This window comes from Thalassobacillus hwangdonensis, from assembly GCF_042675915.1.
GTDB classification, from domain to species: Bacteria; Bacillota; Bacilli; order Bacillales; family Halobacillaceae; genus Thalassobacillus_A; species Thalassobacillus_A hwangdonensis.
In genome coordinates, this window is sequence record NZ_JBHTKL010000005.1 from 491,693 (window position 1) to 504,551 (window position 12,859).

Here is a 12,859-nt window from a genome sequence, read left to right on the forward strand (position 1 = left end):
TGCAGACTGGTCTATTCATTTAACTTCGTAAAAACCCTCCCTCGGAGTGGATGACCTGACCGGTGATCCACCTGGCATCTTCACTGGCAAGAAAACCGACCAATCGAGCCGCATCTTCTGGCTCACCGATCCGGCCCATCCCAAACTTTGGTCGAAGGTAATTCCTTATTTCTTCATCCATCCAAGTCGTATCTGTCGGACCTGGGTTTATGGCATTAACTGTGATACCAAGGTGTGCCACTTCCGCAGAGAGCGACTTGGTGAATGCGGAAATCGCTCCTTTTGTTGCTACGTATGCCAATTCACCTGGCATCGGTCCCAGCTCCTGGCCGGAAGTGATGTTGATGATTCTTCCAGTTGCTATTTCGCTGTTTTCTAAACGTCGAGCAAACTCCACACACAACATGAATGTTGTTCTCATGTTGACAGCATAATGAGCATCGAGTATTTTTCCATCGAGCGTGGAATAGCTTCCACTTGTAGAGTATGCAGCATTATTAACTAAAACGGTAGGAAGACCAATCGTCTTTTGTCCCCAATCAAGCAATCGAAGTGCTGCATCATCGGAAGATAAATCGATTTCAATTCCTTCACACCGTACGCCTTGTTCTGTGATCTCAGATTGGAAGGTTTGTTTCCAAGCAGCTTCCGCCTGCCACTGTGTAAATAATATGTGAAATCCCTGCGATGCTAATTGGCGACAGAATGCAGTGCCCATATCCCTGTCACAGCTGACACCAGTGACCAGGGCAATTTTTTTATTGTTTTCATTCATTATCTGTTTCCTCCTATAAGTATAGGGTGGAGGAAAGGGTCATTAAGAGATGCATAATAAAAAGGCAGGCACCCAAAGGTGCCTGCCTGACGAGAATTCATGACACCTGTCCAGCAGTCCCTTGTAAGATTAGAAATTAGCAGACTACTCCCCTTGTTCAGGAACTAGTAGGCTATGAATTTTCTTTATCCTTACAAAGTATTCCACATTAGAGCTGTGATTCTCCTTCCAAACATCTCTTCTGTTTTCATCATACCTCATCCATCACTTTCCCTCAATGCCCGCAGGCGCGAAACGCCAATAGTAGAGAAAGAGAAGGAAGGAAAGTCCCATCAACCCAATCAAAGCTCCGAACGGGATGGCGAAAGCACCAGCCTGATAAGGGGCTTCATTGATTTCAAGCAAAATACCGGCAAGGACAGAACCAGATGCGCTTCCTATGAAATGCGTCTGTTGCTTCATTCCGATTCCAGAACCGATCTGCTCTTCAGGAAGAATACGAGAAACTTCATTCGTCGTGCTAGTCGATAGACTTGAAAAACCGAAGCTAGTGAACATATAGGCGATCATAATCATATATTCGTTGATCGGTGATAGGAAATAGAAAATCAACGTGGAAATGATCAGCAACCCGTGAGCCATCGCCAACACTTTCATATTTCCATAACGGTCGATCAATCGGCCGACAAAGACAGCAGCAATGGCCGACACCATCGCACCGGGGAAGATGATCAGCCCGATGGCAGAGGCGCCTTTATCAAACACTTGCTGAAGCATGATCGGCATCAGGAACAGGATGGCAAAGTGCGTCGCGAATCCAAGGAAACTGATAAAGAGCACCCTGCGAAAATACTTGTTCCTTAACAAGTCCGGCTGGATGAATGGAACGTCTGAACGATTCAATCGCAGCCATAATAAGAACCCAGTAAGGATACCTGCAGTCAAGTAATACCAGGTGAAAGTAGAAATGAACAGCAGGAAAGAAGTGATGGTTACTCCTGTCAAAATTGCGCCGAGAACATCAAATCTTCCTTTTCTGATTTCTTCCCCAGGCATGATTTTCAATAGTAACGGAATGACCAGCACGACCATCAGTGTAACGATGAATAAATAATTCCAATCGAGGTAATCTGTGATTCCGCCACCGACAACCGGTCCTAATCCGAAACCGAGCGAGGAAGCAGAGGCGATCAGCGCCATCGACCTTCCGCGGCGTTCAAACGGGATGTAACGGCCGGCATAGACGAAAGACAGTCCAGGAATAGCCGCTGACCCTGTCGCCTGCAACAGTCTTGCAAACAGTAAGGTTAGGAAACTATCAGCAAAGAATCCGAGAATGGATGACAGTCCAAAGATGGATATTCCTATAATCAAAAGCGTCCGAATTGGCATGTAGTCGGACAGCCTTGTATAAGTGATGGTGAAAATAGCAAGGACAATCGAATATCCAGATACAATCCAAGCACCTTGGCTTGGTGTGATGGAGAAGTCCTGTAATATGTCTGGCAGCGCGATGTTGAACATGGTCGTATTCATGACGACAAGCCACACTGCTGTACTTAGAATTAAGATGACTTTGAAATGAGGTGTCTGATTCATGGACTCCCCTCCTTGTGAACAATTTAGATACCCGAAAGAGTTTAACACAAGTGGAGCAGAACCAACAACTTCTGAACATTCAGCTCCGATACCTGTTCGTCACGAAAGTGTAATCGAATATCTATACTAGATTCACATTCTATTAACAAATCCTCTTCATAATGGCTGTGAAAGAATGATACAGGAGGTAAGGAAGATGAAGCATAAGAAAAAGCTAGCAACACTTGCACTAGTATCTACTTTGACAGTCGGAAGCATTGTTGGTGGAGGTGGTTTGGGTGCGAATGCCCAAGGTAATCAGCCATCAGATAGCCCAAACCAAGGAAAGATCAAGAATGTTATTGTACTAATTGGCGATGGGATGGGACCATCCTATACCACGGCATATCGCTATTTGAAAGATGATCCAAAGACAGAGCAAATGGAGAATACAGCATTTGATCCTTATCTAGTAGGCATGCAATCTACTCATGCAGATGATCCTGAAGAGAATATTACGGATTCTGCAGCAGCAGCAACGTCTATGGCAGCAGGAATAAAAACATATAACGGAGCCATCGCAGTTGATAATGATGAATCAGAAGTGAAAACGGTATTGGAGCAGGCAAAAGAAAACGGCAAGTCAACTGGACTCGTTGCTACATCCCAAATCAATCATGCAACTCCTGCGGCATTTGGTGCTCATGATAAGAGTCGAAAAAACTATAACGAAATCGCAGATGATTACTACGATGAGATGATCAATGGTGAACATAAAGTCGATGTCATCCTTGGTGGTGGAACAGATTACTTCGAGAGAGAAGATCGTAATCTCGCAAAAGAGTTCGAACAGGACGGTTACAGCTATGTAACGGATCGAGAGGAACTTTTGAAGGACGAGAATGAACAAGTGCTTGGTTTATTTGCACCGGTCGGGCTGCCTAAAATGAAGGATCGTACAAACGAGATTCCTTCGTTGAGTGAAATGACTACATCAGCGATTGATCGTCTGAACAAGGACAAAGATGGTTTCTTCCTTATGGTAGAAGGTAGTCAAATCGATTGGGCGGGACATGATAATGATGTCGTTGGTGCTATGAGTGAAATGGAAGACTTTGAAAAAGCATTCCAGGCAGCCATCGATTTTGCCAAAAAAGACAAGCATACCTTAGTAGTGACCACAGCTGATCATTCTACTGGTGGATTGACTATCGGGAGTGGAGGACCATACGTCTTCAATCCTGAAATCATCAAGCAGACAGAGCGTACACCTGAGTTTCTGGCTGAAGAAATTAATGGTGGAAAAAATGTTGAAGCTGTCTTGAATGAATATGTGGATGCAGAATTTACAAAGGGTGAAATTCAGGAGATTAAAGCTGCTGATGAAGAAGATGTCCAATCAGTAATTGCTGATATATTCAATAAGAGGGCCCGAGCAGGCTTCACAACAGACGGACATACGGGAGTCGATGTTCCAGTCTATGCTTATGGACCGCATAAAGAAATGTTTGCCGGGCATAAGGATAATACGGATCTCGCCAAAAACATTTTTGAATTACTGAAATAGGGTATGTTGGTGTGTGGATCGTGCAGCTTGTTTTACACAATTCCCACATTTTGTTGCGAAATTGTCACTCGCGCTTTATCTCTCTTTAACAATCTTTTGTCATAATAGAGACAGTTACAATCATATGTAACTGAAATGACCCCCCTTTTAATGTATAGATAAGAAAGGCTGCCTCCACGGAAGGCAGCCTTTCTTTTTTCTTTAATTGCTTCATTATGCAGTGCTTTCTGCTTCTGCATGCTGGTGTTGCCGCATCGTTAGAAGCATGGCGACACCACTGAGTACAAGCAGCGTGCTTGTTACAAAGAACACGGAAGAGAACCCGAAGTACCCTGACAGCAAGCCGCCCAATGCAGGTCCGATCATGTTCCCTAAAAAGCGGATGCTTGTATTATAGCCGAGCACTTCCCCTTGGACAGAAATCGGCGCTTCCTGACGGATGAATGCGGTCCTTACAGGTATGATTCCACCGATGGATACACCTAGCAGGAACCGGAGGATGACCAGCTGCCAAATCGAGGTAACGAATGCCCCTGGAAAATAGACGATTCCAGCCATGAACAAAAGCAGCACCAGGATAGGGATATATCCTACTCGATCTGCAAGTCTTCCCCAGCGTCGAGCCATCATCAGATTGCCTAATCCGGCTGCTGAAAAAGCGATCCCCGAGAAGAGTGCCAGATTCTCAGGTCCATGGATCTCTCCTACATATAAGGATAAAATTGGCTGAATGCTGAAATGGGCGATTTGTACAAATAAAGATACCATCATCACCATCAGTAACAGCGGGTTTCTGACAATTAACTGCAGTACTTCTTTGGTGGTGTACTTACGTTTATCCGTATCTTCCTCGTCTTTGATCTGGAATTCCTTGATGCCGATCGCTACGATGATTGCGGAAAGGCCAATCGTGATCGAGGTCCATTGGAACGTTGTCGCATACCCGATCCGATCAGCAATGAATCCTCCTAGCATCGGTCCCATCAGACTGCCGGTGATACTGCCGGTCTGGAGGGTGCCTAGCACACGGCCAGCTACCTTTTTAGGTGTCTGAGTTGAAATGAGCGCCTGGGACATCGGGATGAATCCGGTAAAGATTCCCATGAACATCCTTAGGAAAAACAACTGCCATACGGAAGTGGCAAACCCCATCAGAAATACGGATAAGCCAAGCCCTGTAGCAGAAATGATCAATATTTTCTTGCGCCCGTACCGATCCCCGATTTTCCCCCAGATTGGAGAAAATAAGAAGGCGGTGACGAAGGTGATCCCGAAAATCCATCCGGACCAGTTTTGGACATATTTTTCAGAGAAATCTCCAAAGCTTTCTATATATAACGACAAAAAAGGAAGTACCATGGTGATACTACCTGCAATGAAGAAATTCGCGAACCACATGATCATCAAGTTGCGTTTCGTTCGTTGTGTTTGAGAAACGATAGAAACATCACTTCTTTTCTAATTTATTTCGATACCCTAAATATATAGCACAAAAATAGATCAATGGAAAGGGATACGGCTTAGTAGAATCGACTCAATATGTATGAAAGATAAGCTGTTTATCACAAAATGACAAATGTCCGTTTGAAAGGTGCAACGAATTAGTTTAGCATAAAATATGCTTGGTTATATAGAAAACAATAATTATGAAAGCGTTATATCAAATAGGGAGGAATCATCTTGGAGGCAAAGCTGAACCCTTTGGGTGATCAGGCAATTGTGATTGAACTTGCAGACACGATCAGCTTGGATGCGCATGAACGTGTAAAGCAGGTTACCAATTATCTTGATCACGAGAATCCCGAGTGGATGGTGGAATACGTACCTGCATTCACAACCGTTACCGTCTTCTACGAACCTTTGAAAATATGCACGTATATTACGGAAGATTCACCAATGCTTCCTTATGACTGGGTAGTTGACCAGTTGAAAACGATGCTGATGGAGCTTAAAGAAAATGAACACTCTGAGCCGCGGACCGTGAAGATTCCTGTCTGCTATGGAGGGGACCTCGGACCGGACTTGAAGATTGTCGCTGATGAAAACGGATTATCTGAACAAGAGGTCATCGAACGTCACATGAATGGAGATTACCTAGTCTATATGATCGGGTTTGCGCCAGGGTTTCCTTATATAGGAGGCATGGATGAAACAATCGCCACCCCGAGAAAAGATGATCCCCGTCTTGCTATACCAGAAGGTTCGGTGGGAATCGCAGGTAAACAGACTGGAGTGTATCCAATCGAGACACCTGGAGGCTGGCAATTGATCGGAAGAACGCCATTGAAGCTTTTCCGGCCTGATGCCGAGACACCTTCCTTGTTAAAAGCAGGTGATAAGGTCATTTTTGAATCGATTACAGAAGAAGAATACAGAACGTTGAAGGAGGAAGAGTCATGATGAAAGTGATGAAGTCCGGCCTCCTTACATCGATTCAGGATTTAGGAAGATATGGGAACCAGAAGCACGGGGTGATCGCGAGTGGAGTGATGGATCCTGAAGCACATCGGATTGCCAATTTGCTTGTAGGGAATGAAGAGAACGCCTCAACGATGGAAATCACGATCATGGGGCCTGTGCTCGAGTTTCAGGAAGACGCCTTGATTTCCATTTGTGGCGCAGACCTTACTCCAATGATCGACGGAGTTCCAGTAGGTATGTGGAGACCGATTTTCATCAAACGAGGAAGCGAATTAAGATTTGGTCAGATCAAACATGGCTGCAGGTCCTATTTGGCTGTTGCTGGTGGCTATGATGTGCCTGAAGTTATGGGAAGTGCATCCACTTACCTAAGAGCAGGAATCGGAGGCTATAAAGGCAGGCAATTGGAAAAAGAGGACGTCATCTCCTTTCTTGCCCCTTCAGAACAAGCCGAATTTATGATCGCTGAACTGCGGGAAACATCTAATGAACAAAACTTTTCAGCGATGGATTGGTATGTAGCTACTGAATTCGTGCCGGTCGTCCAGCCTGAGGAACCCATCAGAATTGTGAAAGGGCGAGAATATGACCGATTCACGACTGAAAGCCAACAGGATCTGGAAGCATCCTCTTTCAAGGTGGATACAAAGTCTGATCGGATGGGGTACAGACTGACGGGTCAGACGCTGCAAATGAATGATAAAGAAGATATGATCTCTGAAGCTGTCGCTTTCGGTACCATCCAGGTTCCGGCGGAAGGTAATCCGATCATTCTATTGGCGGATCGTCAAACGACCGGCGGTTATCCTAAAATCGCTCAAATTGCCACTGTAGATCTGCCGAAAATCGCCCAGACGAAGCCTGGAGAAAGCATCACATTCACATTGATCTCTCTGGAAGAGGCTCAACGCCTTTATCTGGAAAGAGAACGGAATATCCAATACCTGAAGACGGGTATCAAATATAAATTCTGTTAGGAGGAGAAAAGGATGTACAAAGTTGACCTTAACTGTGACATGGGGGAAAGCTTCGGCTCTTATACCTTAGGGAAAGATACAGAAATCCTCGATTATGTAACATCTGCAAATATTGCGTGCGGCTTTCATGCGGGGGATCCTTCTATCATGAGAGAAACGGTAAAGACAGCAATAGCAAAAGGCGTCGCTCTTGGGGCGCATCCTGGGTTGCCTGACCTTGTGGGGTTTGGACGGCGCCCGATGAGTATTACACCACAGGAAGCATATGATATGGTTGTCTACCAAATCGGAGCATTGCAAGGATTTGCTCAGGCAGAAGGTGGAAAGCTGCAGCATGTAAAGCCTCATGGGGCATTGTATAACATGGCTGCCAAAGACGCAGAACTGTCGGCTGCTATTGCTGAAGCTGTAGCGGATGTTGACGATCGTCTAGTCCTGTTCGGTCTAGCTGGAGGGGAACTCGTAAAAGCTGGGAAAGAAGCGGGTCTTCGCACTGCAAGTGAAGTGTTTTCCGACCGCACCTATCAGCAGGATGGATCATTGACTTCCAGAAGAGAAGCGAATGCATTGATTACCGATCACGGTAAAGCCGTGGAGCAAGTGATCCGGATGGTAAAAGAACAAAAGGTCCACACGCTGCAAGGAGTGGATATCGACATTGAAGCACATACGATTTGTATCCATGGTGATGGTGAAAGTGCTTTGGATTTCGCATCCTATATTACACAAGCGTTGAAAGACGCGAACATTGAATTGACGAAAATAGCAGATTTCCTTGAATAAGTCGAAGGGAGAAACATCATGAAAAAACAATCGAATCGCAGTTTGTTGTTAGGTGCTGCCTTTCTGATGGCGACATCTGCCATTGGTCCAGGGTTCCTTACACAGACGACACACTTTACGGAACAATTGGCCGCAAGCTTCGGCTTTGTCATTCTGATTTCCATCATCATCGATATTGGAGCCCAACTGAATATTTGGCGGATCATCGCCATTTCAGAAAAGCCTGCTCAGGATATTGCGAATAATGTCCTGCCTGGACTCGGATTTTTCCTATCTTTTTTAATCGTAGCCGGAGGTCTGGCTTTCAACATCGGTAATATCGCAGGGGCTGGCCTCGGTACAAATGTCCTTTTCGGAGTAAGTCCTGAAATGGGAGCCCTGCTGAGTGGGGTTGTCGCGGTTGCTGTCTTCCTCGTTCGTGAAGCGGGCAAAGTGATGGACCGTTTTGCGCAGGTTGCAGGGTTTATCATGATTGCATTGACCATTTTTGTCATGTTCTCTTCCCAGCCTCCTGTAGGTGAAGCTGTAGTGAAAACAGTCGTACCGGATACCATCGATTTTCTTGCCATCGTTACACTTGTCGGAGGTACGGTTGGTGGATACATCACATTCGCTGGTGGACACCGTCTATTGGATGCAGGAGTAAAAGGGAAAGAATCGTTGGGATATGTGACGAAGAGTTCTGTATCTGCAATTGGAATTGCTTCCATTATGCGGATCTTCCTTTTCCTTGCTGCATTGGGTGTGGTCGCACAGGGAATCACGCTTGATCCGTCCAATCCACCTGCATCTGTATTCCAGGCTGCGGCAGGTAATATTGGATACAAAATCTTCGGAGTCATCATGTGGGCGGCAGCTGTCACATCTGTGGTTGGAGCTGCATACACGTCCGTGTCGTTCATTCGTACATTCAGTAAAACGATTGAAAAATACCATAAGTGGTTTATTGTTGGCTTCATCGTTATTTCAACTGCTGTATTTGTCACAGTTGGAAAACCGGTCAGTATTCTTATTCTGGTAGGATCTCTGAACGGTCTGATCCTGCCAATTGCCTTGGGAGTAATGTTGCTTGCAGCGTATAAGACGAAGATCGTCGGTGATTATAAACACCCGCTTTGGATGACGGTTTTCGGTGTGCTGATCGTAGTCGCTATGGGGTATATGGGAATTGTCACAATGATTGAAGGAATTCCGCAACTCTTCTCTTAAAGGGGATGAAATGAAATGACCAGCTTTGATCTAACACCACAAGGAGTCCGTGGGATGATGCGGGCAGGAGAGTGGCAGAAGCCGACTTCAGGAGTTTCCAGTTCATACGTGCAGGCGAACCTTGTTGTTCTGCCAAAATCGATGGCTTACGACTTTCTGTTGTTCTGTCAGCGCAACCCGAAACCGTGCCCGGTACTCGATGTAACAGAAATGGGATCTGCTATCCCATCCATCGTTGCACCGGAAGCTGATTTACGGACGGACCTACCGAAGTACCGGGTGTACAGGGAAGGTAAGCTTGAAAAAGAATGCACGGATATCACGGAGCTTTGGACCGAAGAAATGGTCGGCTTTCTGCTGGGATGCAGCTTCACGTTTGAACAGGCATTAATTGAAAACGGAATACAAATGCGCCATAACGAAGAAGAGAAAAATGTTCCGATGTACAAAACAAATATCCAATGTCATCCTGCTGGAAGCTTTGAGGGCCCTATGGTTGTCAGTATGCGGCCTATCAAACAGGAAGATGTTGTACGTGCCGTCCAGGTGACGAGCCGTTTTCCATCTGTGCATGGCGCACCGGTCCATATCGGAAATCCGGAAAGCATAGGGATCAATGATATCAATAATCCTGACTTTGGTGATGAGGTAACGATCAAAGAGGGTGAAGTGCCAGTTTTCTGGGCATGTGGTGTCACTCCTCAAGCAGTGGCGATGCACATGAAGCCTGAGCTGATGATCACCCATGCGCCAGGACACATGTTCATTACAGATAAAAAGAATGAAGCTTATGGCATTTTATAAAAAAAGGTCTGCCGCCGCGATGTCTCTAAAGACGAGCGGGGCAGACCTCTTTATTTGCGTCGGAATGTTTCTATGAAATAATCGATGAAAGCCTGTGTTATTTCAATCGTTTGGAAAGTAAGCAAGCTTAGAGCGGTAAATGAAAAGAATAAGACAAATGGAAAACGGACGGAATGTAATAAATGATGCCATATCATTAAGAATCCCTCCTTTATGATACATATCATACGCCTCTTTGTGCAGAATTCAAGAGGTATAATATGTCGAAGGGAGTCTGTCGATTTCTGGATTTAGAAGAGGAAATCAAGTAAGATGAGGGAAGAACAGTTGAATCGACGACGGAAAAGGTGAGGACAAATGATGCAAATTGCAGTAACTAAGAAAATGGCCAAAGAACTGAAGAAGGATATTCAGGACGCGGATACCGTAGAACTTCCTGACATCTATCGTTGGCATATGAATTTATTCAAAATCGGTAATCGTAAATGCGTATTGCTGATGAATGATGCTACTGGACTTAACCTTACGCTTTTAGGATTGAAGAAAGAGCAGTTTGAAAACATTGATCAGGTCATTATGGGTTCTCTCAGGGAGCTTTTGAAGCTGCTTAATGTAAAGCAGGAAATCATTGACCACATGCTCGATGCCGGCAGTGAATTGATTTACACGAACACGCATAATCGTAGTGTTCTGGGAATGATGAATGAAATAAGTTATTATATCGAAGCTCAAATTGAAGGTAAATCTTATGACGACATTGATGCTGTGGATATGAATGAACAAAACAATGGATTCCTTTTAAAAGGGGAAATACCGATAGAAAAATTTAAACAACACTTTGAAGAATAATGATAAAGATGCTGGCCAGCGTGGTCAGCATTTTTTTATTGTCTATAACGTTAGCTAGTGAATTTAATCCAGCTCCAGCGCCTACCCCCTCGAGGTCTTAAGTCAATCCTCTATGTGGTAAAGACGACTACGTCGAGACTTGACTTAAGCTTGTTGGGGGTGAGCAAGGCGCTTGCGCTTTTTGTTCTTCAAGTAGATTTTTCAAAAAGAAAATAGCCTTTGAGCTAAGCAGAGATTATCTAGAAGGAAATGTATAGGTTGAAGGAGAATGGGTATGTAAAGTAGAGGTGCTCTATAAATGGAAGGATGTTTACAAAATACCATTAGGGGTATATAATAAACATAGTAAATCAAACAACTTTTGAACATTGGAGGGTATTTGCATGTTTTTTAAATCTTTTTTTGATGAGAACCTTGCACAAATGTCCTATATGGTAGGGTGTCAACGTACAGGGGAAGCACTCGTTGTGGATCCGGCAAGAGACATCACACCGTACCTTGAAACAGCCAAAAAAGAAGGCTTCAATATTACAGCTACGACAGAAACACACATTCATGCCGACTTCGTATCTGGTGCGAGAGAGCTTTCCAAACGGGTGAACGCCAAGCTTTATTTATCCGATGAAGGAGATGAAGGCTGGAAATACAAGTACCTTGACGAAGTGGACCACGAGCTTGTCAAAGACGGCGATACGTTTTATGTAGGAAATGTGAAAATGGATGTCCTGCATACTCCAGGTCATACGCCCGAGAGTATCTCATTCGTATTGACAGACGTCGGTGGCGGATCTGATGTGCCGATGGGTATTTTCACCGGAGATTTCGTATTCGTTGGAGATATTGGCCGACCTGACTTGCTCGAAAAAGCAGCAGGAGCTGAAGGAACAGCACAATCCGGTGCGAAAGATATGTTCCAGGCCCTGAAAAAATTCAAGGAACTCCCTGACCACCTGCAATTGTGGCCTGGCCACGGTGCAGGAAGTGCATGCGGGAAATCCTTGGGTGCCGTTCCTCAATCAACCGTCGGTTATGAAAAAATCAATAACTGGGCACTACAGATGGAGGACGAATCTCAGTTTGTCAGTGAATTGATAGAAGGACAGCCTGAACCTCCGAAATATTTTGCAATGATGAAGAAGCTCAATAAACAAGGGCCTGACTATTTGGAAGAGAAAGAGCTGGAGAAGCTGACAGTGGCCGACCTTAAGAAGTATAAATCGAAAGAACACTTCATTGTCGATACACGTTCAGCCAAAGCTTTCTCTGAAGGGCATATCCCTGGAACAATCAATATTCCATTCAACAAGTCCTTCGCTAACTGGGCTGGTTGGCTGATCGGTTATGATCAGGACATCATTCTTATCGCAAATGAGTACGATGTCGATGAAATCAAACTTGCGTTGCAATCCATCGGGCTTGACCGTATCGTCGGTAAAGTCGAAGCAAAAGACTTAGCGCAACAGTCTGGTCTTGAGACTTACGAAAGTGTTACCCCAGAAGAATTGAAAGAGAAGTATAAGGACCATGATGATTATGTGGTCGTAGACGTTCGAAACCAATCTGAATGGGATGAAGGGCACATGGAAGATGCCAACCATATCATGCTTGGCACGTTACCGGACCGCACAGATGAAATTCCTGAAGGTAAGACTCCGGTCGTCCATTGTAAATCAGGTGCGCGCTCTGCGATTGCTACCTCTGTCCTGCAGGCGAAAGGATACAAAGATGTCCTGAACCTTAAAGGCGGTTTTGACGCCTGGGCTAAAAAGGATTACCCTATCAAAACCTCATGATGAATGTAAACTCCCGACCATGCTCGGGAGTTTTTTATTGGCGCATTTTTAGAAGTAAGACGAGCATCTAAACCTGCCCATCTCATGAATCATTTCGTCTTGG

The 12,859-nt window shown here is 44.9% G+C and carries 12 protein-coding genes; 8 read left to right on the plus strand and 4 right to left on the minus strand.

Annotation, left to right across the window (positions count from 1 at the left end):
* Positions 1-19: 19 nt before the first annotated feature.
* Positions 20-775 (minus strand): SDR family oxidoreductase, encoded by a 756-nt coding sequence (locus ACFQ2J_RS11975; protein WP_386060555.1) that lies wholly within the window; start codon positions 773-775, stop codon positions 20-22.
* 264 nt (positions 776-1,039) lie between these two features.
* The gene (locus ACFQ2J_RS11980) at positions 1,040-2,374 is read right to left on the minus strand and encodes an MFS transporter (RefSeq protein ID WP_386060558.1); all 1,335 of its coding nucleotides are present in this window, start codon (positions 2,372-2,374) and stop codon (positions 1,040-1,042) included.
* A 196-nt stretch (positions 2,375-2,570) separates the two neighbouring features.
* Between ACFQ2J_RS11980 and ACFQ2J_RS11985 the strand changes: the two genes are divergently transcribed.
* The gene (locus tag ACFQ2J_RS11985) at positions 2,571-3,920 is read left to right on the plus strand and encodes an alkaline phosphatase (protein WP_386060561.1); all 1,350 of its coding nucleotides are present in this window, start codon (positions 2,571-2,573) and stop codon (positions 3,918-3,920) included.
* 213 nt (positions 3,921-4,133) lie between these two features.
* Here ACFQ2J_RS11985 and ACFQ2J_RS11990 read toward each other — a convergent pair whose 3' ends face one another.
* Positions 4,134-5,324, minus strand: coding sequence for an MFS transporter (locus ACFQ2J_RS11990; RefSeq protein ID WP_386060564.1), 1,191 nt, complete (start codon positions 5,322-5,324; stop codon positions 4,134-4,136).
* A gap of 276 nt (positions 5,325-5,600) precedes the next feature.
* Between ACFQ2J_RS11990 and pxpB the strand changes: the two genes are divergently transcribed.
* Genes pxpB through ACFQ2J_RS12015 form a run of 5 tightly spaced genes read left to right on the plus strand, consistent with a single transcriptional unit; the run spans position 5,601 to position 10,114 of the window.
* On the plus strand, positions 5,601-6,320 hold the full coding sequence (gene pxpB, locus ACFQ2J_RS11995; RefSeq protein ID WP_386060566.1) for a 5-oxoprolinase subunit PxpB: 720 nt from the start codon (positions 5,601-5,603) through the stop codon (positions 6,318-6,320).
* Positions 6,317-7,318 (plus strand): 5-oxoprolinase subunit C family protein, encoded by a 1,002-nt coding sequence (locus ACFQ2J_RS12000; RefSeq protein WP_386060568.1) that lies wholly within the window; start codon positions 6,317-6,319, stop codon positions 7,316-7,318. The genes pxpB and ACFQ2J_RS12000 overlap by 4 nt, the downstream gene beginning before the upstream one ends.
* A gap of 12 nt (positions 7,319-7,330) precedes the next feature.
* Positions 7,331-8,101, plus strand: a complete 771-nt coding sequence (locus tag ACFQ2J_RS12005) for a LamB/YcsF family protein (protein ID WP_386060570.1) — start codon at positions 7,331-7,333, stop codon at positions 8,099-8,101.
* 18 nt (positions 8,102-8,119) lie between these two features.
* Positions 8,120-9,310 carry an NRAMP family divalent metal transporter gene (locus tag ACFQ2J_RS12010; protein ID WP_386060572.1) on the plus strand — a complete coding sequence of 397 codons (1,191 nt, stop codon included), beginning with the start codon at positions 8,120-8,122 and terminating at the stop codon, positions 9,308-9,310.
* Positions 9,311-9,325: 15 nt separating this feature from the next.
* Positions 9,326-10,114, plus strand: coding sequence for a putative hydro-lyase (locus ACFQ2J_RS12015; protein WP_386060574.1), 789 nt, complete (start codon positions 9,326-9,328; stop codon positions 10,112-10,114).
* 50 nt (positions 10,115-10,164) lie between these two features.
* Here ACFQ2J_RS12015 and ACFQ2J_RS12020 read toward each other — a convergent pair whose 3' ends face one another.
* On the minus strand, positions 10,165-10,311 hold the full coding sequence (locus ACFQ2J_RS12020) for a hypothetical protein (RefSeq protein ID WP_386060577.1): 147 nt from the start codon (positions 10,309-10,311) through the stop codon (positions 10,165-10,167).
* A 160-nt stretch (positions 10,312-10,471) separates the two neighbouring features.
* Here ACFQ2J_RS12020 and ACFQ2J_RS12025 point away from each other — a divergent pair, with 160 nt between their 5' ends.
* Both ACFQ2J_RS12025 and ACFQ2J_RS12030 read left to right on the plus strand, forming a co-directional pair.
* Positions 10,472-10,963, plus strand: coding sequence for a DUF6933 domain-containing protein (locus tag ACFQ2J_RS12025; protein WP_386060580.1), 492 nt, complete (start codon positions 10,472-10,474; stop codon positions 10,961-10,963).
* A 383-nt stretch (positions 10,964-11,346) separates the two neighbouring features.
* Positions 11,347-12,756 carry an MBL fold metallo-hydrolase gene (locus ACFQ2J_RS12030; protein ID WP_386060582.1) on the plus strand — a complete coding sequence of 470 codons (1,410 nt, stop codon included), beginning with the start codon at positions 11,347-11,349 and terminating at the stop codon, positions 12,754-12,756.
* The last annotated feature ends 103 nt before the right edge of the window (positions 12,757-12,859 follow it).

Coding starts and splice junctions, on each gene's coding strand:
- ACFQ2J_RS11975 (WP_386060555.1), bottom strand. CDS start 775: ATGAATGAAAACAATAAAAAAATTGCCCTGGTCACTGGTGTCAGCTGT.
- ACFQ2J_RS11980 (WP_386060558.1), bottom strand. CDS start 2,374: ATGAATCAGACACCTCATTTCAAAGTCATCTTAATTCTAAGTACAGCA.
- ACFQ2J_RS11985 (WP_386060561.1), top strand. CDS start 2,571: ATGAAGCATAAGAAAAAGCTAGCAACACTTGCACTAGTATCTACTTTG.
- ACFQ2J_RS11990 (WP_386060564.1), bottom strand. CDS start 5,324: ATGATCATGTGGTTCGCGAATTTCTTCATTGCAGGTAGTATCACCATG.
- ACFQ2J_RS12000 (WP_386060568.1), top strand. CDS start 6,317: ATGATGAAAGTGATGAAGTCCGGCCTCCTTACATCGATTCAGGATTTA.
- ACFQ2J_RS12005 (WP_386060570.1), top strand. CDS start 7,331: ATGTACAAAGTTGACCTTAACTGTGACATGGGGGAAAGCTTCGGCTCT.
- ACFQ2J_RS12010 (WP_386060572.1), top strand. CDS start 8,120: ATGAAAAAACAATCGAATCGCAGTTTGTTGTTAGGTGCTGCCTTTCTG.
- ACFQ2J_RS12015 (WP_386060574.1), top strand. CDS start 9,326: ATGACCAGCTTTGATCTAACACCACAAGGAGTCCGTGGGATGATGCGG.
- ACFQ2J_RS12020 (WP_386060577.1), bottom strand. CDS start 10,311: ATGATATGGCATCATTTATTACATTCCGTCCGTTTTCCATTTGTCTTA.
- ACFQ2J_RS12025 (WP_386060580.1), top strand. CDS start 10,472: ATGATGCAAATTGCAGTAACTAAGAAAATGGCCAAAGAACTGAAGAAG.
- ACFQ2J_RS12030 (WP_386060582.1), top strand. CDS start 11,347: ATGTTTTTTAAATCTTTTTTTGATGAGAACCTTGCACAAATGTCCTAT.